The following is a 22,059-nucleotide window of genomic DNA, read 5'->3' as shown; positions in this document are numbered from 1 at the left end:
GCGAAGGCGTTGCCATCGCAGTCCGAAGATTACGCCACTGGGCTCCGCCAGATGCGGGACAGGTGTCCTTGGCCTTCCTGGTCAAAACGTCGCAGCAGCTCGTCCCGACCCGTCCTCCCGTGCGCCAAGAGATAGGCGAGCTCCGTCGGAAGCAACACCTTGACGGTGACGAGCCGTACCTCCCCGGCGGGCATGGCGAAGCCTCGGGGGAGCTCGCTCGACTCCATGCCCAGCAGTACGCCCACCCTGCCCTCTCGGGTGACCAGTGGCTCCGGCATGTCCTTCCCGGACACCTCCATCGACAGGAAGCCCGTCCTCAGTCGCTCGCGCACCCGCTCATGCTCCGCCACCTCGTCCGCCACTCTCTCCAGGAGCAGCAAGGGCCAGCTCTTCTCCACGTCCTTTAAAGGCTCGTCCGTCTCCAAGGCGAGTTCCAGGCCGAAGCCCACGGACGGCTCCACGCGGTCCACGAAGAAGTCCGAGAGCCCATCCGTCACCAGCAGGGTGCGCCCCTCGGCTCGGTGGATGATGCGCCAGACCTGCCTCCGGGCTGGCCACGCACCGCCGACGACAATGGGGATGATGGCTTCCTCATCCAACCGCCCTAGGGTGCGCCAGAAGGGCCCACGGGCCGCGTCTGTCTGCTTTCGCAGCTCGATGAGCCTTCGGTTCCGTTCGCGCTCCTTCGGACTGATGGGACTCGGACCTGTGACCTCCGTGAACCTCGCCCCCGTGATGCCCGCGCGCTCCAGTGCATCCTTGATGTCCTCGGCGATGATGAGGGCGATGTGCCAACCCCACGTGCGAAAGACCTTGGCGTCACCCACCGTCTTCGGGTCGATACGCATCCCGGAGACGGACGAATAGGTGCCGACTCTGTCCGGTCGTCCGTGCTCGGGCATCCAATACCGCACCTCCTCGGAAGCCTGGTCATCAATGCACTTCACGAGACGGATGACGTTGACGACGAAGTACGGCCCTGGCGTGTCCACATCCACAGGGAAGAGTTGCACGTCATTCGGAGCCATTTGGACCAGGAGGGTGGCCACCTTTTCGGAGACGACGGGAACAGCCCCCATGTCCGCGAGGGAAAAATCGAGCGGTTCGCCGGGTTGGTCGACAGGAACCCGCAGTCGGCCTTCCACGAGAGCAGGCGCTGCCCGCATGAAGACCCGAGATCCGAACTTCCGCTCCCGCGAGTCGCAGGGAGTTCCCAGCTCCCAACGCCCAGGGATGTAGACATCTTCGGACAGTTTGAAGTACCGCGTTGGCATGGAGAACTCCTAGCTTCACCCGCTCCTGGTCACCAACATGTTGAGCGAGGTGTTCTCGGAGGGGCTCTCCCAAGCCAGCCGAGCACCCCGCAGAGCGGGGGCGCCGCGCCGAAGGATCCCTCAGTACATCTTGCGCAGGCGCGCGGCGAAGAAGCCGTCCCAGCCCTCCGGACCCGGCAGCGTGCGCAGGTACGCCTGCGTGAGCGGGAGCTTCACTCCCTCGCGCGGCACCGGCGGCTCCGCCGTCCATTCGGGGTGGCTGCGCAGGAACATCTCCACCTGGTCCTGCCCCTCCTGGGGCTCGTGCGTGCACACCGCGTACACGAGCAGTCCCCCGGGAGGCACCGCCTCCTGGCAGTTCTCCAGGATGCGCCGCTGCAACACCGCCAGCCGCGCGAAGTCCTCGGGCTTGCGCCGGTAGCGCAGCTCCGGATGCCGCCGAAGCGTCCCCAACCCCGAGCACGGCGCGTCCACCACGAACGCGTGGAACTCTCCCCACGTCTCGGGCCAGGGCTCGGTCGCGTCGTGCACCTCCGCGCGCAGGCGCTGGGACAGACCCAGCCGCCGGGCCTCGGAGAGGATCTTCCGCATCTTGTTCGCATGGAGATCCGTGGCCACCACCTCGTGCGTCTCCGCCTGGTGGCAGGCCTTGCCTCCTGGCGCCGCGCACGCGTCCAGCACCCGTGCCGTCTCCGGGATGTCGCCGTAGACGCCCACGAGCTGCGCCGCCTCGTCCTGCACCTGCCACAAGCCCTCGGCGTAGCCGTACACGTCCTCGATGCGGCCCACCGGCGGCAGGACGATGCCCACCGGGGACACCGCCGTGGGACGCACCTCCAGTCCCGTCTCGCGCAGTTGCTCGAGCAGCGCGTCGCGCGTCACCTTCGCGCTGTTCGCGCGGATGACCACCGCGGGCGTCTGGTTGTTGGCCACCAGCATCGCCTCGGCGCGCTCCCGGCCGAACTGGCGCAGCCAGCGCTCCACGAGCCAGCGCGGGTGGCTCTCACGCACGGACAGGAACTCGGCGAGATCATCCTCCGGTGGCAGGGGCTGGCCGGGCAGCGCGGCGAGCTTGCGCAGGATGGCGTTGGCGAAGCCCGAGGCGCGCGTGAGCCCCACGTCCTTGAGGGCCTGGACCGTCTCGGCCACCGCCGCGCGCGCGGGCACCCGCGTGTAGAAGAGCTGGTAGGCGCCGATGCGCAGCGCGGCCAGGACCTTGTCCTCCAACGCCTCCAGCTTGCGGTCGGCGAAGCGGGTGATGGCGTAGTCCAGGGCCAGCTCGCGGCGCGTGGCGCCATACACGAGCTCCGTGATGAGGCCCGCGTCCCGAGGGTCCGCCGGAGGTGACTCCGACAGCATCGTGTCGAGCACCACGTTGAGGTAGGCGTCCGTGGCCCGGACACGGCTGAGGACTTGGATGCAGGTGGCGCGTGCGTTCATGGCGGGGGCGTTATCGGTCCATCCGGGTCATCAGGTCCACGAGCTCCGGCTCGGACAGCCGGCTCGGGGGAACGTTGGACAGGGTGAGGCGCTGAAGGGTCTCCTCCAACAACTCCCGCTGGCCGCTCTCGGCCGGGCCGCCCCGCTGCACCTCCAACCACTGGGCGCGCGCCCAGGTGGCGAGTTCTGCCGGAGACAGGCGGCCCGAGAGCCGATCGGCGATCTTCTTACGAACCAGGGCACGGGAGAGGAAGTCCTCGGAGGGCTCCGCTCGGGCCTCCTTCGCCTTGCGGCCCAATGTCTTCGCGGGCGAGGCGGCCACGGCCGGAGCCTCCACCTTGCGGCCCAAGGACTTGCGCGAGCCCCCCACCGGCCCCGCTAGCGCGCGAGCGGGCGCCACGGCCAGGGCCGTCTCCGAGGCCGGGGTCTTCCCCTTGCGGCCCAGGGTCTTCACCGGACCCACGGGCGCCTCGTCCTCCTCCTCGTCCTCCAGCGACTCCTCGTCCTCCTCGTCCGAGTGCTCGCCCGTGAGATCTCCGCTCGCGAAGCGCGCCAGGGCCTCCAGGTACGAGTCGAAGCCCTCCCCCTCCAGGGTGGCGACACAGGCATCGGCCACAACGGACTCCCGCTCGCCGAGTTCCGTCAGGTACACCTCCAACGCGGGCAGGCCGATGGCCTCCAGCGCGTCCCGCAGGGGGTAGGAGCCGAAGAGGCTCGCGGGGCTCACCACCACGCCCTCCACCCGGGAGCGCTCGGCGTGCAGGGTGTCGAGCAGGACGCCCTCGTGGTTGGACTGCACCACCGTCAACTCCAGGCCCAGCTCCCCGGCGCGGGCCTTCAGGGCGGCATCCAGGTCCACCAGCCGGCCTCCCTCGCGGCCTTCCCGCTCGCCCAGCAGATTCAGGTTCGGCCCATGCAGCACCAACAGCCTCTTGCCCATGTCGCGTCTCTCCTACGTCTCGAAGGGCCGGCTGCCCGGCGCCAGCTTGCGGCCCGAGAGGAAATCCCCCACCGGCATGACCCGTTTGCCCTCGGGCTGCACCTCCAGCAGCACCAGGGAGCCCTCGCCGCACGCCACCTCCAGCCCTTGGGGACCCGCGGACACCACCGTGCCCGGCTCGCCACGGCCCGTGCCCACCTTCGCCCGGTGCACCTTGAAGAGCTTGCCCTCCAGCGTCGTGAAGGCGCCCGGCCAAGGGGTGAACGCACGCAGCCGCCGCTCCAACTCCACGGCGGACCGGGTGAAGTCGAGCTTGCCCTCCTCCTTGGAGATGATGGGCGCGAGCACCATGCCCTCCTCCGGCTGGGGCCTCGGCGTGAGCTCTCCGCGCAGGTACGCGGGCAGGTGCTCGCGCAGGAGCGCGCCCCCCAGCGAGGACAGCTTGTCATGCAGGGTGGCACTCGTCTCGTCGGGAGCGATGGGCAGCCGCTTCTCGGCCAGCACCGGCCCGGTGTCCAGGCCCACGTCCATCACCATCAGGGCCACGCCCGTCTCCGTGTCCCCATGGGCGATGGCCCACTGGATGGGCGCGGCGCCCCGGAAGCGCGGCAGGAGCGAGGCGTGCACGTTGAGGCAGCCCCGGGTGGGCGTGTCGAGCAGGTCCTTGGGGAGGATCTTCCCGTAGGCCGTCACCACGGCGACGTCGGGCTTGTACTCGCGCAGAACCTCGGAGAAGGGCGGCGTGCGCAATTTCTGGGGCTGCAACACGGGCACCCCGCGCTCGAGCGCGTAGGCCTTCACCGGGGAGATGGCGAGCGCCTGGCCCCGGCCCTTGGGCTTGTCCGGTTGGGTGACGACGGCCACCACGTCGCCAAGCTCGAAGAGGGCGGCCAGGGAGGGCACGGCGAATTCCGGCGTGCCCATGAACACGATTCGAGGACGGGTCATGGAAGGGACAGTCTTGTGCGGCAGCCGGGCGCCTCAGGCAACGGACTTCAACGCCCCCGAGGTGGGACCTTCGATCGCCTGACGTTTGCGGGCCAGCAACGAGCCCAGGATGCGGATCGCCGCCTGGGCGTCCTGGGTGGTGGCCAGGGGTTCCAGGGACTCGATGACCTCGGACAGGAGCCGGGCCTCCTCGGCCTCGCGCTCACGCATCCGGTCCACCGTGCCACTGAACTGGGAGAAGAAGCCGCGCAGCTCGTCCTTGCGCCGCAGGGGCCGCATCCGGGGGAAGCGTCCGGCGGCGAGCGCCGCGAGGTAGAGGTTCATCACGTACACGGGCCCGGCGACGCGGTGCGTGAGCACGAGCCCGAAGAGGGCCAGGACCCCCGCCATGGCCAGCGCGCCCAGGCCGGTGAGCCACAGCATCGTCTCGCCGCCGAGCGCCAGCGTCTCCGGCGTGGCCCCCTCCTCCAGCACGGCCTGGTGCACACGCCAGGCCAGCACCCCCACGAGCATCACCCCGCCGCCCCCGAGCGCGGCGAGCCTCAACATGTAGCGGGCCTGGAATCCGGCATCGAGCAGGTACTTGCGGCGCAGGACGTGGGGACGCGCCGAAGCGGCGGAGTCGAAGGACATGGCGTTGACCAGCGTACTCCAATCTCCCGGGTCGGGTTGCGCCTTCCGACAGGACGGGTTTACGACGGAGGGACGCGGACGGCCCGTGGTCCCCTGGGGGAGGTCCCATGAAACGTCTTCTCACCGCCTCGTGTCTGTCGCTCGCGCTCCTCGTCTCCGGATGCGAGGTGGACCCCTCCTCCCCGGAGCATTGGGGCAAGCGCCTGGGCAAGGCCCGGCGCACCCAGGACAAGATCCGCGTGGTGGAGACCCTGCGAAGCTCGGGCCGGCTCACCGCGGCCTTCCTGCCCTTGCTGCACGAGCAGCTCGGTCCCCAGCACAAGGCCGAGCTCCGGGCCTCGGTGGTGCGCGCCCTCGGCGACATGAAGGAGCCGGCGTCGCTCGAGCCCCTGACGCGCGCGGTCGACCTGGGCGCCACGGACCCGGCCACCCACCAGTTGAACAAGGAAGTGGCCCTGGCGCTGGGTGGACTGGGGGACGCGAGGGCCATCCCGGTGCTGCTGCGGCTGCTCGGGAGCACGGATCCCTTCACCCGGATCGCCGCCGTGGAGTCCCTGGGGGCGCTGCGCGCGCGCGAGGCCGTGGAGCCCCTGTGCCAGCTCGCCCTGGACGACGAGGTGGCCCCCTTCCTGAACCGCAAGGCCATCGAGGCGCTGGGACGCATCGGAGATGCCCGGGCGGTGCCAACGCTCGTGCGGACGTTGACGAAGGAGCGCCAGGGGCTGACCTTCTACACGGAGAGCGCCTTCTCGCTCTTCCAGGTGGGAGCCCCCTCGGGGGATGCGCTGCTCGAGGTGCTGGAGGGCAGGGACGCCGGGCTGTCCTCCAAGGCGGCCCAGGTGCTCGGAGACCTGAGGGATCATCGCGCGGAAGGAGCGCTGTTGCGCCAGCTCGCGTTCACCCATGAGCAACCCCAGGTCCAGGTGCTCGTGCGGACCCACGCGGCGGATGCACTGGCCCGGCTGCGCGCCGCGGCGGCGGTGAAGCCCCTGGCGGCGATGCTGTCCGACCCCGAGCCGGACGTACTCCCACGGTACGCCTTCGCGCTGGCGCGGCTGGGCGGACGCGAGGCCCTGCCCGCGCTGGAAAAGGCCGCCGAGGAGCGCAGCGGCGACGCGCGCGAGGCGGCGCTCCAGGCGCTGACGATGCTGGGAGACGCCCGGGAGCTGCCCGTCCTCGAGCGGCTGGCGGCGCTGCCCTCGAAATGCCCCCCGTGCGAGGAGGACGAGGCGAGCGCCCAGAGGAAGGCGGAAGTGCTCGCCGGACACCGCGCGCGGCTGGCGGCGGCGAAGGAGTGCGGCACGCAAACGGCCTGTTGGGCGGGAAAGCTCGGCGACTCCGAGCCCGCGGTGGTGGAGCGCGCGGCGCTGGAGGTGGGCCGAAGCCATTCAGCGGCGCACGTGGGCGCGTTGCTGGCACGGGTGACGGAGAAGAACCCGGAGACCCGCGCGGCCCTGCTGCTCGCCGCGAGCTGGCTGCTGGAGGACGCCCAGGACGCGAGAGTCCCGGCCCGGAGCACCCTGCCCACGCTGGAGCGGCAGCTCTCCGACGAGAAAGGCCGGATGGACTACGCACGGGTGAACGAGGAACTGCGGCGGCTGGTGGTCCGGCTGCGCTGAGGACCACGGACCCCCGGGAACCGCGGGGTTCCCATGGGTCCATCCAGACCTGCACCGGTGTCTGTCTTGACCGGCGTCAATTCATTGCATCACGCATCCAACTGCTTGCAGCGTGCATCCAATTACTTGCGCGGCGCATCTTCCGACGGGCCTTCGTTGGTCGCCGCGTCGCCCGACCCCCCCGTGGCCTCTCCGTCGTAGACGGTGGGGGCGCCCTGGCGGTCATTCTGGGCCCGCGTCTTCTCATCCTGCTCGGCGGGCTGGGGACGGCGCTCGAGCGGCCGCTGGTAGGTGGGCTGGTGCGCATCGGCCCGGTCTCCCGTGGTGGAGGAGTGCGAGCAGCCCCACAGACCCATGGCGGTGGCGGCGGTGAGGAGGGCGAGCGTCTTCATACGGGGGCTCCTTGTTGGGGTAGGTTGCTGCCCATATGAGCTAGGACTTCATCCCCTCCCATGCAAATGAAAGCGCAGCTCCAACGAGACGAAGGAGGCCGCCCATTTCACTAAATCTAATGAATGAGAGGGTTTGAACTCAGCAACCGGACAAAGGAGCCCCCGCTCGATGCGCGGCTCAACGAATCGCTGAATCGCTCAAGCCGCCTGGGTGGCCGAGCCCTGGCCCAGACACTCGCGCATGGACTCCTCGGCCATGTCGACGGTGTAGTCGATCTGCTCCGGTGTGTGCGCCGAGCAGATGAAGTTGAGGTCGCGCCGCAAGAGGATGCCACGGCGAGCCATGGCGGCCTGGAAGGGCTGCGTCAGCTTCGCGTTCTCCACGGGATTCTTGGAGAAGCGGAAGAGGGGAATGGCGTCGTAGCCGAGCACGCGCAGGGGCGAGCCCACGCGCTCGGCCCGGGCGTTGATGCCGGTGGCCAGGCGCCGGCCCATGTCCGCCAGGTGCTCGATGAAGCCCGGCTTCGCGGTCTCCTTGAGCACGGCCTCGCACACCGCGAGCGACAGCAGTTCACCGCCGAACGTGGTGGACACCTGCGTGTCCGCGAGCCGGCTCAGGTACTTCTCCGGACCCACCACCGCCGACAGGGGCATCCCCGCGGCGAGCGCCTTGGACACGCACACGAAGTCGGCCCGCACGTCGAAGAACTCCTGGGCGCCGCCCCGGGCCAGCCGGAAGCCGGTGATGACCTCGTCCTGGATGAGCAGCACGCCGTGCTTCGTGCAGGTGGCGCGCAGCGCGTGCATGAAGTCGCGGGTGAGACAGCGGTTGAACGGCACCGACAGCAGCACCGCCGCGAGCTGGGCTCCCGTCTGCTCGATGCGCGCGAGCAGGGCCGCCTCGTCCGGCTCCTCGAACAGCGGCATGCGCTGGGTGTACTGGGCGAGCACCGCGGGCACTCCCGGCGTGTCGAACATGAAGTGGTCGTGCCAGCCGTTGTAGCCCACGGTGATGAGGTGCTCCTTGCCGGTGATGATGCGCGCGAGCCTCACCGCCGCCGAGGTGGCATCCGCGCCCGTCTTGAAGAAGCGCGCCTGCTCCCCGCCGGGAATCATCTCCACGAGTGTGCGCGCGGCGCTCACTTCCCACGCCGTGGGCAGCGAGTGCAGCAGGCCCTCGGGCAGGTGCTGGCGGATGGTGTCCACCACGGCCGGGTGGTTGTGGCCGAGCGAGCTCGCGCCCAGCCCACAGATGAAGTCGATGTACTGCTGGCCGTCCACGTCCTCCACCAGCGCGCCCTGACCCCGCGCGAGATAGACGGGGAAGGCGCCGGGGGCGAACATCTCCGGCTTCTTCATCATCGTCTGCGTGAGACCGGGAACCAGCTTCTTGGCCTCGGCCATCAGGCGGTTGGACTCGCTCAGCTGCATCGGGCCCACGATGGGCCGGGGCAAGGAGGGGTGTCTGCTCGGGTGCGTATCCATGTGACGTCCTTGGGGGGTGAGGAAACCGTGGAAGAAGGAACTCAGGCCGGCGCGGCGCTCGCCGCCACGGCGCGCCGGGAGAACATCCAGAGGATGAAGAGGGCGCAGCCGGTGACGCTCACGGCGATCCAGCCCACGAAGCCGAACCCCTCCAGCGCGCCGTCCGGCGCCACCGCGATGAGCAGACCGCTCGCCCAGGCCGCGAGCCCGGACGCGGCATCGCTCGCCGCCATGTTCACCGCGAGGTAGCGGCCGCGCAGCGCGGGCGGCACCCGGGAAGCCACCAGGGCCATGGTGGGGATGGCTCGGCCCGAGGTCAGGCCCATGAAGAGGACGAACACCCCCGCCACCACCGGCAGGGGCGAGACGGGCAGGTGCGTGAACACCAGGTGCGGCACCATCGTGCCCACGAGCAGCGCCCCCAGCACGAGCGCCGGGCCGTGGCGATCCACGAGGCGGCCAATTCCCCGCGCGCTCACGAGCGAGGCCGCGCCACCGCACAGGTACATCCAGGACAGGTCGGACAGCCGCAGCCCGAGGTTCCCCACCATGAAGGGGCTCAGGTAGGGAATCAGCAGGAAGCCGGAGAACACCACGCTGAACGTCAACACCCAGCCCAGCGCCAGTCCGGGTGTCCACCCCGCCAGGGGCGAACTCCCCCGCGCCGCGCGATCCGGGGACAGGTGCCGATCGACCGCCGGCAGGAGCACGAGCAGCCCCAGCCACACGCCCGCCGACAACACGCCAATGGCCCAGAACGGCGAGCGCCACCCCCACTGGCTCGCGAGTCCCAACCCCACTGGCACGCCCGCCACCGCGCTCAGGCCATACGCCGCCATCACCGTCCCAATGGCCCGGCCCCGGCGCTCCACGGGGATGAGGTCTCCGATGATGGCCTGGATGACCGCGCTCATCAGCCCCGCGCAGCCGCCCGCGACCGTCCTCGCCGCGATCAGCCCGAGGTACCCCTCCGCCGCGCCGCACATCAGCGTCGCGACGAGGAAGCCCGCGTACAGCGCCAGCAGCGTGCGCTTGCGGTCGAACCGATCCAGCCACAGCCCCCCGAGCAGCCCCATCCCCGCCGAGGCCAGCGTGTACGCGGACACCAGCACCCCGAAGCTCGCCGCCGAGATGCCGAACAGCCGCATGAACTCCGGCCCCAACGGCATGACGATCATGAAGTCCATCATGTGGGTGAACTGCACGGCGGCCAGCAGCAGGAGCATCCAGGGCTCTCGCCGCGGCGGGGGGGAAACAGTCACGACATTCTCCGGAAGAACCAGCGCACCGGCCCGATATTGATAATGATATTCAAAATCATTACCGGAACGCACTATACGCGGGCCCCCGTCGGGACCGCAAGCCCCTCGCTCGGCACGACGGGGGGTTCATCCTCCCCCCGAGGCAACGGAGCTCAGCCCACCTTGGGGGTGAGGCCCAGCGTGTCCGCGTAGCTGTGGATCCCCCGGATGTGATTGCCCCCATCCACGGCGAGGGTGTCTCCGGTGATCCACGACGCGAGCTCACTGCACAGGAACGACACGACCTTCGCCACGTCCTCCGGCTCGCCACAGGCCTTTCCCAGCGGCGTATGGGCGAGGAATTCACGCGCCATCGGCCCCTCCATGAGGCCCGATTTCTCCGCGAGGAGCGTGCGGATGGCCCCGGGCGCCACGACATTCACCCGGATTCCATACCGGCCCAGCTCCGAGGCCGCGACCTTCGAGAAGTTCGCGAGCCCCGCCTTGGAGGCGCAGTAGTGGGCGAGCCCATCCGTCACGGCCGTCTGGTTCAACGAGGAGATGTTGACGATCGACCCGGGCTGCTTCGCCGCGACGAGCGCCCGCGCGAGCAGCTGGGTGAACAGGAAGGGCCCCTTGAGGTTGATGTCCACGACACTGTCGAAGTCCGCTTCCGGCATGTCGAGGATCGGGCTGAGCGTGGCCGTTCCCGCGTTGTTCACCAGGATGCCCGGCAGACCGAACTCCCGGGTAGCGACCTCGAGCGCCCGGGCCACGTCCTCCGCCCGGACCACGTCTCCCGCGAAGGGGACGGCGCGCGTGCGCCCCTCCATCTCGCGGTTGAGCTGCTCGGCGGCCGACTCCACCTTCTCCCGGGTCCGGCCAAAGAGAAGCACGTTGGCTCCGTCCCGCATGAGTCGCGAGGCGATGCCCAATCCAATGCCTTGCCCCGCTCCCGTGACGATCGCACTGCTCGATACGAGTTTCATCCTGACTCCTCCTTGCCCTACGAATGAGCGTCCAACGCGCCGAAGCGCGCGCGGCCGGCGCTCAAGAGGAAGAATGCAACGCACAGCCCCACCCCCCCGAGCGCCGCCACGTAGTGGGCGGGAGCCAGCGGGGTGAGCTCCGACATGAGCGTCACCACCAGGGGCGTCATCCCTCCGAACACGGCGTAGGCCACGTTGTAGGAGAAGGAGAGCCCCGAGAAGCGCACCGCCGCGGGGAAGGCGCGCACCATGACGGTGGGCACCACGCCCACCACGCCCACGCCCACGCCCGCGAGCATGTACAGGGCCACGAGCAATTCGGGCCGCGCGTTCACGCCCGCGTAGAGCGCGTAGGTCGCCGCGATCAGCACGAGGCTGCCCACGGCCAACACGCCGCCCATCCCGAAGCGGTCCACCGCGAGGCCGAAGCCGATGCACCCCACGGTGAGGCACAGCGTGGCCAGGCTATTGGCCTTGAGCGTGAGCGCGGGCGTGAAGCCATGCAGCTTCTGCATCAGCGCGGGCGTCATGAGGATGACCACCACGATGCCCGCCGTGAGCACCCAGGTGAGCAGCATGGACACCACCACGCCGGTGCGCTGGCCCCGCAGCACCACCTTGAGCGGCAACTCCTGGACGAGCGCCTTGCGCTGACGCATCGCCTCGAACACTGGCGTCTCGGCCAGCCAGCGGCGCAGGAACACGGCGAAGAAGCCGAACACCCCACCCACCAGGAAGGGCACCCGCCAGCCGAAGTCGCGCACCTGCTCGGGGGTGTAGGTCTGATTGACCGCGGTGGCCACGAGCGAGCCCAGCAGGATGCCGAACGTGAGGCCCGAGGTGAGCGTGCCACACGCCAGGCCCACGCGCCGATCCGGCACGTGCTCGGAGACGAACACCCACGCGCCCGGCACCTCGCCGCCCACCGCCGCGCCCTGCAGCATGCGCAGGCCCAGGAGCGCCAGCGGCGCCGCGTACCCCGCCGTGGCGTAGGTCGGCAACAGGCCGATGAGCAGCGTGGGCACCGACATCAGGAACACGCTCAAGGTGAACATGCGCTTGCGGCCACCGCGATCACCGAAGTGCGCCATCACGATGCCGCCGAGCGGCCGCGCCAGGTAGCCCGCCGCGAACAGGCCAAACGCCTGCAACTGCCGCAGCCAGTCCGGCGTATCGGGCGGGAAGAAGAGCTGGCCGATGACTCCGGTGAAGAACACGAAGATGATGAAGTCGTAGAACTCCAGCGCGCCCCCCAATGCCGCCAGCGCGAGTGTCCTCACATCCTGGCGGGAGAGGGGTCGCTGCGCGAGCGGCTCCGCAGGCTCACGGACAATATCGGTCTGCATCGCGTCAGCAGAACGCGATCCACCCATTCCCGGCAAGGATTCACGTGGGGAGCGGGACGCTCAACCCGCCTTGCGCACCGGAGGCGCCTCCTCCGGCGGTGGTGCCGGGGAAGGCACGGGCGGCACGGGTGGCGCGGGCGGATCCTGGAACGCACTCGGCAGCAGGCTGAAGGGCAGCAACTTGCCCAGCACCATCAGCAACACCAGTCCCCCCGGCGCCGCGAAGACCACGAGCGCCGGAATCACCTTGGCCAGATCGATCAGCTGCGAGCGCACCCGCCGACGCTCCTCGAACGACAGCGTCGAGCCGCGCGCGGCCCTGAGCAGCAGATGGTACAGCTCTCCCGTCTCCCGCACCTCCAGTCGGATCCGGTGCAGGTTGCGCTCCAGCAGCGAGGAGAACCACGCCACCTTCCTCTTCATGGAAACATCCATCCCCGGGAGGCCGCGCCATCCCATGAGGGGGGGAATACTCCACCCGCCCCCCCGACGCCACCGCCACCCGCTCCAGAAAGGAGGGGAAAGCCGGACAAGTGCCGCTGGCGAACAGAAGCGACGTATGAGCTAGGCTGCCGCGGGCGTGGATCATCGCTTCCAGGTCAATCTCCGAGGGGTCATCGACCTCCTCTCCCATCACCTCTACAGCTCGCCCGGGGTGTTCGTCCGCGAGCTGCTCCAGAACGCCACCGACGCCTCGCGCGCTCGGAGGAACCTCGAGCCCGCCCACCAAGGAGAGGTGCGCGTGGAACTCATCGAGAAACAGGATGGAGGCCCGCCCACCCTGCTCTTCCAGGACGATGGCGTGGGGCTGACGGAGGAGGAGCTGCACCGCTTCCTGGCCACCATCGGCGAGAGTTCCAAGCGCGAGGCCCTGGAAGCCCACCGAGGGGACTTCATCGGCCAGTTCGGCATTGGCCTGCTGTCCTGCTTCATGGTGTGTGACGAGTTGCTGGTCGTGACGCGCTCGGTCAAGGCGGAAGGGAGAGAGACGTGGGAATGGAGGGGCCGGCAGGACGGCACCTATTCCGTGCGTCCGTCCGAGCACCCCCTGGCCCGGCCCGGCACCCAGGTCTTCCTCATCGCCCGTCCGGACGCCGCCGAGTACTTCACGCACGAGCGCGTGCGCCAGCTCGCCCTCCACTATGGAAGCCTGCTGCCCTTCCCCCTCCAGCTCACCGCCCACGGCCGCACCGAGCACCTCAACCCCACGCCGCCGCCCTGGCGCCGCGCGTACGAGAGCGCGGCCGAGCGGCGCCAGGCCCTGCTGGCCCATGGACGCGAGGTGTTCGGCATGGACTTCGTGGACTGCGTCCCGCTGCGCGCGGAGGCCGGGCAGGTGGAGGGCGTGGCCTATGTGCTGCCCTTCTCGCCCCACTTCCAATCACGCCAGACGCACCGCGTGTACCTCAAGGACATGCTCTTGACCGAGCGCGCGGAGAACCTGCTGCCCCAGTGGGCCTTCTTCGTGCGCTGCGTGGTGAACGCCCAGGGGCTGCGTCCCACCGCCAGCCGCGAGGCCTTCTACGAGGACGCCACGCTCGCGAGCGCCCGTGACGCGCTGGGGCAATGCCTGCGCCAGTACCTGGTGGACCTGGCCACGCACGAGCCGCGCACCCTGCAACGGCTCATCGCCCTGCACGGCCTGTCGGTGAAGGCGCTCGCCCTGGACGACGACGACTTCTACCGGCTCGTCATCCACTGGCTGCCCTTCGAGACGACCCTGGGGATGATGACGCTCGAGCACTACCGCCAGGGCTCGCCCACGGTGCGCTACGTCACCACGCTGGACACCTTCCGCCAGGTGTCTCGCGTGGCCGCGGCCCAGGGGTTGTGCATCATCAACGCCGCCTACACCCACGACGCGGCGCTCCTGGAGAAGTTGCCCCGAGTGCTGCCCAACGCACGAGTGGAAGTCTTCTCCGCGGCCCAGTTGCCCCAGGGCCTCGAGGAGCTGACGGCCGAGGAGCATGAGGGGGTGGCCCGGCTGCGGCGGATCGCCGAGGAGGCGCTGGAGTCGTTCGGGTGTGAGGTGAGCCTCAAGAAGTTCCTCCCCGCCGAGGTGCCCACGCTCTACGGGGACGTGGAGGAAGGCGCCTTCCAGCGAGACCTGGAGCGCGCGCGCGAGGAGTCGGACTCCCTCTATGCCTCGCTGCTCGAGGGCACCCAGGACAAGGCCCCGCCCCAGGAGCGGCCCCAGTTGTGCTTCAACCTGCGCAATCCGGTGATCCGCCGGCTCGCCCGGGTCCGAGACACCGCGCAGCTCCGGCTGTCGGTGGAAATGCTCTACGTGCAGGCGCTCCTCCTGGGACACCGCCCGCTCAACGCCCGGGAGATGGCGCTGCTCAACCGGGGCCTGCTCGGCCTCATCGAGTCGCGCCTGGGTGACGACGAAGACACCGGGAGCCTGCATTGAGCGGACAGGACTGGCGCGCGCGGCTCGACGCCCTGCTCGACCGCGCCGAGCGGCTGGAACCGGGCGAGGCCAAGGTGATGACGCTGGAGGAGGCGGCGCGGCTGGCGGACGCACACGGAGAGGTGGGGCTCGCCTACGAGGTGCGTGACTCGCTCATCGACGCGGCCACCTTCGGCGGCTTTCCGGACCGGGCCCTGGCGGCGTTCGCCTGGTGCCGGGGCCAGCAGCAACGCGACCCGGAGCGCTTCGCGCCCGAAGGCCTGCTGTGGAAGCAGAAGTGGGTCGTGGGACGTCTGGACGAGTTCCCCCACATCGGCCGCGCGCAGATCGAGGAGGCCCTGGAGGACGCGGCGCGGTGCTTCGAGAAGACGGGCGCGGGTGAGCGCGCGATCCTCAAGCTGCGCTACCAGGCGGCGCGGGACATGGGAGACGCGGACCGGGCCGCGGCGCTGTGGACTCAATGGAGACAGACCCCGAGGGATCACCTCTCGGACTGTCTGGCGTGCGAACTGGACGACGAGCTGGACCACCACCTGGACCAGGGCGAGTACGAGGAAGTGGTGCGCAAGGCCCAGCCCCTGCTGGAGGGGCGGTACGAGTGCGCGGAGGTGCCGCACCAGACGTTGGGCAGCGTCCTCTACCCGCTCTTCAAGCTGGGCCGCCTGGAGCAGGCACGGGACTGCCACCTGCGCGGCTATGCCCTCGTCCGTGGCAACCGGGACTTCCTCGCCACGGTGGGCGAGCACCTGGAATTCCTCGCGCTGACGGGGAACGTGGCGCGCGGGCTGAAACTCCTCGAGCGGCACCTGCCCTGGGCCCTGACCCATGCGAGCCACCGCGACCGCTTCACCTTCTATACGGCCGCGCTCGCCCTGATGGAGCGGGCGCTGGTGGAAGGACACGAGCGGGAGCGGCTCGCCCTGCCGCGCGCCTTTCCGCTGTACTCGCCCGAGGGCATCTACGAGACGCGCGTGCTGCGCGGTTGGCTCTCGGTGCAATCGGAGGGAATCGCGGTGAAGTTCGATGCCCGGAATGGCACGGACCGCTTCCGGCGATTGCTCGAGCGCTCCCAGCGGCTGGGAGCCGAGGCGAGGCCCTTCCCCATCGACGCGGCCGCCAGTTAGTTTGGCCCCGGCTTCCGAAGCCTCTCGGGAGCAGGGGGATGCAACGTGTCGTTCCAGCGGTCGCTCGTTTCTCTATTCATGTCATCCATGGTGTTGGCGGGTTGTGGCTCCGATTCCGCGGAGCCTCCGGACACGGGCGGTCCGCCCGTCACGGATTCCGCGCCGCGGCCCCCCTCCGTGGGCGGAGAGCCCAGCGACGCGGGCACGCCTTCTTCCGATGGCGGCTCCCCCTCCTACGATGGCGGCTCCCCCTCCTACGATGGGGGCTCCTCCGCTGATGCGGGCAGCCCGGACGCGGGCCATCCCCACGAGGTGCGCGGAACCCGCGTGTTGCACTACCGCACGGACCTCGCGGACTTCACCCAGCCCATCGATCCGCTCTCCCCGGAGCTCGAGGCCTTCGCGCTCGAGTCGGGCGGACTCCGGCCCCTCACGGTGGTGACGTCGCCGGACGGCACCTTCCGCATCCCGGACGCGCCCGCCGGGCGGTACTACCTGCGGCTCGACACGCTCCATGTCCTGACGGACTCGCGCACCGTGAACCTGGACAACTACGAACTGGGCCGCCAGGACGCGGTGAAGTCCAACCCCGGCCCGATCACCGTCAGCCTGTCCAACATCAAGCACGAGCCGTTCAACGTCACCCCCATCTGGCAGGCCGTCAGTTCCAATGTCGGCCTGATGGCCTACGTGAACGCCTCGAGCCCGATTCCCGCGTACACGTCCGAGCTGAACAAACACCCCGTGAGCTACACGCAGATCAGCCCCACCGAGTCCGTCCTCCTGGATGCCTCACGCGGCGATCGCCTGTACTTCAACTCGTTCATCGACCGGGACAGCGGCTACTTCCGCTATGCCGCCATCGAGCGCTCCACCACACCGGATCCCGTCACCATGGCGCCGTCCACCGAAACGGAGCTGCGCGGCGTCTTCACTGGGACGCCCCAGAAGACGCTGAACTTCGAGTGGTGGCGCTCCCGTTTCGAGGCCTACCAGACGCAGGTGCACCCCCAGTCCACCGCCACCAACAGCCAGACCGTCAGCATCTCGCCCACGGCGTGGGGCTCGGATGCCTGGTATGGCTACTCGGGCGACCTGATGTACAGCTATGGCAACGCCGGAATCACCGACGCCCGTGTGAACATCTCCTACGGCAACCCCTTCCCGTTCAGCTGGGGAGAGGTGCTCACGGTGGCCCACAACTTCCGGCTCGACGTGCGTCTGCCGGGCACGAGCACCGGCACGCTCTCGGATGGATTGAGCGACAGACGCCGGGTGGAGACCGCCATCCAAGGGCCCATCGCCCCGCGCATCTCGCCCGCGCAGAACGTGACGGTGGATGGACTCAACGCGCAACAGGAGCGGACCCTCGGCTCGCTCACGCCGCGCATCGCCTGGAAGGCGCCGCTGGTGGGAATGCCCTCGGCCTACCGCGTCCGCATCTCGCGCCTGTCCGTGCAGGACAGGGGCAATGGGACCTCCGCGACCGCCGTGAGCCACGTGGCCTACCTCTCCACCCGGGAGACCGCGGTCGACGTGCTTCCGGGCATCCTCGAACCCGGCCAGAAATACGTCTTCACGGTCACCAGCTACCTGACGCCCGGCATCGACCTGTCAACGCATCCCTACGGGCATATGGCGCTCTCGGACGCGGCCGACGCGGCCACGATGAGCAGCATCCTCACCACCCCGGCGGCCCTGGCGGGCGAGCACGCGCCGCTCCGGCTCGAGCCGGAGCCCTCGCTCACCCATGAGCTGGAGTTCAAGGCGCCCCGGCATCTGCCCCGAGCGCCCTGAGCACCCCGCCGCCCTGCTCACGGCCGCTTCTCGGGGCTGACCGTCTTGGCGGGATCCCGCTCGGCGATGGGGCCGATGATCTCCTCGATGCGGCGCAGCACCTCCGCGCTCAGCGTCACCCCCGAGGCCTTCACGTTCTCCTTCACCTGTTCGGGCCGCGAGGCGCCGATGATGGCCGAGGAGACGTTCGGGTTCTGCAGCACCCACGCCACGGCGAGCTGGGCCAGGGACAGCCCGGCCCCGTCCGCCACCGGCTGGAGCTGCTGCACGCGCGTGAGGACATCATCGCGCAAGAAGCGCTGGACGAAGCCGGAGCCCCCCTTCTGATCCGTGGCGCGGCTGCCCTCGGGCGGCTTCTGGCCCGGCTTGTACTTGCCGGTGAGCACGCCCTGCGCGATGGGCGAGAAGACCACCTGCCCCACCCCCAGCTCCCGCGACGCCGGCACCACCTTGGCCTCGATGACCCGCCACAGCATGGAGTACTGGGGCTGGTTGGAGACGAGCTGGATGCCGAGCTGCCGGGCCAGCTTCACGCCCTCGTGCAACTGCTCGGCCGTCCACTCGGACACGCCGATGTAGAGCGCCTTGCCCTGACGGACGACGTCGGCGAAGGCCTGCATCGTCTCCTCGAGCGGCGTCTCATGGTCGTAGCGGTGCGCCTGGTAGAGGTCCACGTAGTCCGTCTGCAGCCGCTTGAGCGAGCCGTTGATGGACTCGAGGATGTGCTTGCGCGACAGACCCCGGTCATTGGGACCGGGACCCGTGGGCCAGTACACCTTGGTGAGGATTTCCAGGCCCTCGCGGCGCTGACCCTTGAGGGCCCGGCCGAGCACGGACTCGGCACGGGTGGCCGCGTAGACATCCGCGGTGTCGAACGTGGTGATGCCCTCGTCCAGGGCGGCACGCACGCAGGCGAGCGCCGCGTCCTCCTCGACCTGGGAACCATGGGTCAACCAGTTGCCGTAGGAGATTTCACTGACCTTCAAACCACTTCTGCCCAGGGATCGGAAGTTCATGGGGCGGCAGACTTAATGCCCGCCTCCCCCGCTGTCTTCCGGATTTCTCCCGAACCGTTCAGCGCTTGAGCTTGCTGAACGGATTGTTGAAGGGCTCGGCCGAGGGCTTCGGGGGAGCGGTCTTCTGGCCACCCTGGGCATGGGAGGGCGCCCGGGGGGAGGGACCGCTCGAGGAGGAACGGGGCGCGCTGGGAGCCGACGCCGGAGTGCCCTCGGTGAGGGCGCGCACGGACAGCCCGAGCCGCTTGCGCGCCAGGTCCACGCTCACGACCTTCACGGTGAGCCGGTCGCCCACCTTCACGGCCTCGGACGGATCCTTGATGAAGCGGGTGGACAACTGGGACACGTGGACGAGCCCATCCTGGTGCACGCCCACGTCCACGAAGGCCCCGAAGGCGGTGACGTTGGTGACGACGCCCTGCAACACCATGCCCTCCTTCACGTCCTCCAGCTTCTGCAAGTCCTCGCGGTAGGAGGGCGCGGTGAAGTCACCCCGAGGGTCCCGGCTGGGCTTCTCCAGCTCGGCGAGGATGTCCTTGAGCGTCATGTCACCCAGGTCCGGCCCCAGGTAGCGCTTGGGATCGATCTTCCGCACGAGCGAGACGTTGCCCACCAGTTGCTTCACGTCCACTCCCAGGTCCTTCGCCATGCGCTCGACGACGCCGTAGCGCTCGGGGTGCACGGCGCTCGCGTCCAGGGGCTCGGTGCCATGCACGCGCAGGAAGCCCGCCGCCTGCTCGAACGTCTTCGGCCCCAGCCCGCTCACCTTGAGGATTTCCCGGCGCGTGGTGAAGCGTCCCTTGGCGGCGCGGTGGGTGACGATCTTCTTGGCGAGCGTGGGGCCGATGCCGGACACGTGCTCGAGCAACTGCGGCGACGCGGTGTTCACGTCCACGCCCACCGCGTTGACGCACGAGTCCACCACCTCGCCCAGCTTCTTCTTGAGCTGCGCCTGGTCCACGTCGTGCTGGTACTGGCCCACGCCGATGCTCTTGGGATCGATCTTCACCAGCTCCGCGAGGGGATCCTGCAGGCGCCGGCCGATGGACACCGCGCCGCGCAGCGACACGTCCAGGTCGGGGAACTCCTCGCGCGCCACCTCGGAGGCCGAGTAGATGGAGGCCCCCTGCTCGCTCACGGACACCACGGGCACCTGGAGCCCGAGCACCTTGAGCACCTCGCGCACGAAGCCCTCCGCCTCGCGGCTGCCCGTGCCGTTGCCCACGGCGATGAGCTCGGGCTTGTGCTTCTGGATGATGGCGCCGCACTGCCGGGCGGCGGTGGCGCGCTCGTTGGCGCCGCGCTCGGTGTAGAGCGTGGCGGACTCCACGAGCTTGCCCGTGCCATCCAGCATGGTGGCCTTGACGCCCGTGCGCAGGCCCGGGTCGAGCGCGAGCACCGGCCGTCCCCCCGCGGGCGCGGACAGGAGCAGGTGGCGCAGGTTCTGCCCGAAGACGGTGATGGCTTCACGGTCCGCGCGCTCCTTGAGCTCGTTGCGCAGCTCGGACTCGATCGAGGGCCCCATCAGCCGCTCCCAGGAGTCCTCCACCGCGGCGCGCAGCTCGGAGGCGAACGGGGACTGGGACTTCGTCACCACGCGAGACACCAGCGAGCCCTTCACCTCGTCATCCGGCAGGGCGAGCTGGATGCGCAGCACTTCCTCGGTCTCGCCGCGCAAGAGCGCGAGGATGCGGTGCGAGGGCGCCTTGGACAGGTCCTCCTCGTGGTTGGCGTAATTGTCGAACTTGGTGGCCTCGCCCTTCTTGGCGGCCACGACGGCCGAGCGCAGACGGCCCTTGTTCACGCACAGCTCGCGCGCGCCTCGGCGCAGGCCCGCGTCCTCGGCCACGCGCTCGGCGCAGATGTCGCGCGCGCCCGCGAGCGCCGCGTCCCGGTCCGGCACGTCCTTGTCGGCGTTGATGAACGGACGCACCCGGGCGGCCACGTCCTCGCCCCGGGCGCCCTCCTGCTTCCAGAGCAGATCGGCCAGCGGCTCCAGCCCTCGCTCCCGGGCGATGGCGGCACGGGTGCGGCGCTTGGGCTTGTAGGGCAGGTACAGATCCTCCAGCTCCGTGCGCGTCTTCGCCCGCTGAAGGGCCTGGGTCAGCTCGGGGGTAAGCTTTCCCTGGCTCTCGATGGAGCGCAGGATCGTCTCCCGGCGCGCGTCCAGCTCCTCGCGCGCGGCGGCCCCGTCCAGGATGGCCTGGATCTGCACCTCGTCGAGGCCGCCGGTGACCTCCTTGCGATAGCGGGCGATGAACGGGACCGTCGCCCCATCGGCGCTCAGCGCCAGGGTGCGATCCACCTGCTCGGGCTTGAGACCCAGTTCCTTCGACAGCTCGATGGCGTAGACGTGCATGGCGACATCAACCCTACACCATCCCACACCTATTGGCGAGGGGCGGACAACCTCTCGAACGTCCACCTGGTGACAACTGTCATCACGCGGGACGGAAGTCACCACCCCGGCCCGTTAGGAAGCGCGGGCTTCCGCTCGGGACCCCCACCGGCGCTTCGCCCCACCCCATGCATCCCCACCTGGCACACAAGCTGCACTCTGACTCGCTCCCGGCGACAGACTCCCCCGCCGCGCCCTGGAGCCCTCCCATGACGCGTCCTCCGCCCTCGACCCCCCTCCTCACGCCTCGGGATGAGCGTGACAGCCGCGACATCCAAGCCGCCCAGGTGCAACGAATTTCCGAGGGGATGCGCAAAGGCACCATCAGCGCCCAGGACGGGCTGAACCTGCTGCGGGAACAGCAGCGCATCTCCGCGGTCCGGCAGGAAGCCGAGGTCCTGCGCAAGACGCCGGGGGACGGAGAACCGGAGGGTCAGGAGAGCACGCGGCGCGGGGAGAAGCTCCGGGAAGTGAGCCAGATGCAGGAGCGGAGCGCGCGCTCCATCGCCCAGGCCGAGGAGAAGGAGCGCGGCCCCGCCGAGCCGCACTGCCCCGCTGCGTGACGTCAGGAGGGGGTCGCCTTGGGGAGCGGTTTTCCGTCGACCGCCGCCTTGATGAGCTTGAAGAAGCGCTCTCCGTCGGACGCCTGGGCCTTGGGAATCTTGAAGGACAGGGGCTTGCTCACGGGCACCATGTTGACGAGCTCCGTGTTGCCGTCGACGCCAATCTTGATGTCCGCGTCGAGATCGAACGTGCCCGCGCTCTCATAGGACACGTACTTGATGCCCTTGAGGGGGAAGTACTTGTACTCCTTCTTCGCGCCCGTGAGGCCCTGCACGTCGACGGCGAAGATGCCGCGATCGGTGACGACGATCTCATCCCGCATGAAGCGGAACACGGCGAGGAGCTGCTCCGCCTCTCCGAGAAACCGCTCGACCTGATACGCCGACTTCCCCGAGACCTCCGCGTTGCCCATCATCTTGTCGAACAAGCCCATCCCACTG

Annotated in this window: 19 protein-coding genes; 5 read left to right on the top strand and 14 right to left on the bottom strand. The window is 69.4% G+C overall.

All coding sequences use genetic code 11. The features are described 5' to 3' along the window. Positions 1 to 29: 29 nt before the first annotated feature. The 5 genes from MEBOL_RS24900 to MEBOL_RS24880 all read right to left on the bottom strand — a co-directional run bounded on the left by MEBOL_RS24900 (position 30) and on the right by MEBOL_RS24880 (position 5,235). The gene (locus MEBOL_RS24900) at positions 30 to 1,166 is read right to left on the bottom strand and encodes an imm11 family protein (RefSeq protein ID WP_342747659.1); all 1,137 of its coding nucleotides are present in this window, start codon (positions 1,164 to 1,166) and stop codon (positions 30 to 32) included. 228 nt (positions 1,167 to 1,394) lie between these two features. Next, entirely contained in the window at positions 1,395 to 2,714 is a 1,320-nt protein-coding gene (rsmB, locus tag MEBOL_RS24895; RefSeq protein WP_095979796.1) for a 16S rRNA (cytosine(967)-C(5))-methyltransferase RsmB, read from the bottom strand. Between the two features lie 10 nt (positions 2,715 to 2,724). Beyond that, complete coding sequence (locus MEBOL_RS24890) at positions 2,725 to 3,654, bottom strand: type II 3-dehydroquinate dehydratase (RefSeq protein WP_095979795.1); 930 nt, start codon at positions 3,652 to 3,654, stop codon at positions 2,725 to 2,727. Between the two features lie 12 nt (positions 3,655 to 3,666). Beyond that, the gene (fmt, locus tag MEBOL_RS24885) at positions 3,667 to 4,602 is read right to left on the bottom strand and encodes a methionyl-tRNA formyltransferase (RefSeq protein ID WP_095979794.1); all 936 of its coding nucleotides are present in this window, start codon (positions 4,600 to 4,602) and stop codon (positions 3,667 to 3,669) included. Positions 4,603 to 4,635: 33 nt separating this feature from the next. Next, a complete protein-coding gene (locus MEBOL_RS24880) occupies positions 4,636 to 5,235 on the bottom strand; it encodes a signal protein (RefSeq protein ID WP_095979793.1) in 600 nt (199 codons plus the stop codon). 107 nt (positions 5,236 to 5,342) lie between these two features. Here MEBOL_RS24880 and MEBOL_RS24875 point away from each other — a divergent pair, with 107 nt between their 5' ends. Then, a complete protein-coding gene (locus MEBOL_RS24875) occupies positions 5,343 to 6,854 on the top strand; it encodes a HEAT repeat domain-containing protein (RefSeq protein ID WP_095979792.1) in 1,512 nt (503 codons plus the stop codon). A gap of 122 nt (positions 6,855 to 6,976) precedes the next feature. On the opposite strand, the gene MEBOL_RS24870 is transcribed toward MEBOL_RS24875, so the two are convergent. From MEBOL_RS24870 to MEBOL_RS24845, 6 genes are all read right to left on the bottom strand, one after another. Continuing rightward, complete coding sequence (locus tag MEBOL_RS24870) at positions 6,977 to 7,246, bottom strand: hypothetical protein (protein WP_095979791.1); 270 nt, start codon at positions 7,244 to 7,246, stop codon at positions 6,977 to 6,979. A 198-nt stretch (positions 7,247 to 7,444) separates the two neighbouring features. Then, entirely contained in the window at positions 7,445 to 8,731 is a 1,287-nt protein-coding gene (gene mxcL / locus MEBOL_RS24865; RefSeq protein WP_095979790.1) for a myxochelin B biosynthesis transaminase MxcL, read from the bottom strand. Positions 8,732 to 8,772: 41 nt separating this feature from the next. Beyond that, entirely contained in the window at positions 8,773 to 9,993 is a 1,221-nt protein-coding gene (mxcK, locus tag MEBOL_RS24860; protein ID WP_170115587.1) for a myxochelin export MFS transporter MxcK, read from the bottom strand. A 152-nt stretch (positions 9,994 to 10,145) separates the two neighbouring features. After that, positions 10,146 to 10,961: an SDR family NAD(P)-dependent oxidoreductase gene (locus tag MEBOL_RS24855; protein ID WP_095979788.1), complete on the bottom strand. Its 816-nt coding sequence runs from the start codon at positions 10,959 to 10,961 to the stop codon at positions 10,146 to 10,148. Positions 10,962 to 10,978: 17 nt separating this feature from the next. Next, complete coding sequence (locus tag MEBOL_RS24850; protein ID WP_170115586.1) at positions 10,979 to 12,307, bottom strand: MFS transporter; 1,329 nt, start codon at positions 12,305 to 12,307, stop codon at positions 10,979 to 10,981. Positions 12,308 to 12,367: 60 nt separating this feature from the next. Continuing rightward, positions 12,368 to 12,730, bottom strand: coding sequence for an LETM1 domain-containing protein (locus MEBOL_RS24845; protein WP_245918823.1), 363 nt, complete (start codon positions 12,728 to 12,730; stop codon positions 12,368 to 12,370). A gap of 157 nt (positions 12,731 to 12,887) precedes the next feature. Here MEBOL_RS24845 and MEBOL_RS24840 point away from each other — a divergent pair, with 157 nt between their 5' ends. From MEBOL_RS24840 to MEBOL_RS24830, 3 genes are all read left to right on the top strand, one after another. Beyond that, positions 12,888 to 14,720: an HSP90 family protein gene (locus MEBOL_RS24840; protein ID WP_095979786.1), complete on the top strand. Its 1,833-nt coding sequence runs from the start codon at positions 12,888 to 12,890 to the stop codon at positions 14,718 to 14,720. After that, complete coding sequence (locus MEBOL_RS24835) at positions 14,717 to 15,844, top strand: hypothetical protein (RefSeq protein WP_095979785.1); 1,128 nt, start codon at positions 14,717 to 14,719, stop codon at positions 15,842 to 15,844. The genes MEBOL_RS24840 and MEBOL_RS24835 overlap by 4 nt, the downstream gene beginning before the upstream one ends. A 78-nt stretch (positions 15,845 to 15,922) precedes the next feature. Continuing rightward, positions 15,923 to 17,641 (top strand): hypothetical protein, encoded by a 1,719-nt coding sequence (locus tag MEBOL_RS24830; protein WP_095979784.1) that lies wholly within the window; start codon positions 15,923 to 15,925, stop codon positions 17,639 to 17,641. Positions 17,642 to 17,658: 17 nt separating this feature from the next. Here the strand turns inward: MEBOL_RS24830 and MEBOL_RS24825 are convergent, their stop codons facing one another. Further along, on the bottom strand, positions 17,659 to 18,657 hold the full coding sequence (locus MEBOL_RS24825; protein ID WP_095979783.1) for an aldo/keto reductase family protein: 999 nt from the start codon (positions 18,655 to 18,657) through the stop codon (positions 17,659 to 17,661). 58 nt (positions 18,658 to 18,715) lie between these two features. After that, on the bottom strand, positions 18,716 to 21,016 hold the full coding sequence (locus tag MEBOL_RS24820) for a Tex family protein (RefSeq protein WP_095979782.1): 2,301 nt from the start codon (positions 21,014 to 21,016) through the stop codon (positions 18,716 to 18,718). 248 nt (positions 21,017 to 21,264) lie between these two features. Here MEBOL_RS24820 and MEBOL_RS24815 point away from each other — a divergent pair, with 248 nt between their 5' ends. Further along, a complete protein-coding gene (locus MEBOL_RS24815; RefSeq protein WP_095979781.1) occupies positions 21,265 to 21,618 on the top strand; it encodes a hypothetical protein in 354 nt (117 codons plus the stop codon). A 2-nt stretch (positions 21,619 to 21,620) separates the two neighbouring features. Here the strand turns inward: MEBOL_RS24815 and MEBOL_RS24810 are convergent, their stop codons facing one another. Then, a complete protein-coding gene (locus MEBOL_RS24810; protein ID WP_218920816.1) occupies positions 21,621 to 22,052 on the bottom strand; it encodes a PH domain-containing protein in 432 nt (143 codons plus the stop codon). Between the last annotated feature and the right edge of the window lie 7 nt (positions 22,053 to 22,059).

The organism is Melittangium boletus DSM 14713 (genome assembly GCF_002305855.1).
GTDB lineage: Bacteria > Myxococcota > Myxococcia > Myxococcales > Myxococcaceae > Cystobacter > Cystobacter boletus.
The sequence above is the reverse complement of the archived record's forward strand: the minus strand, read 5'-3'. Positions and strand labels throughout refer to the sequence as shown.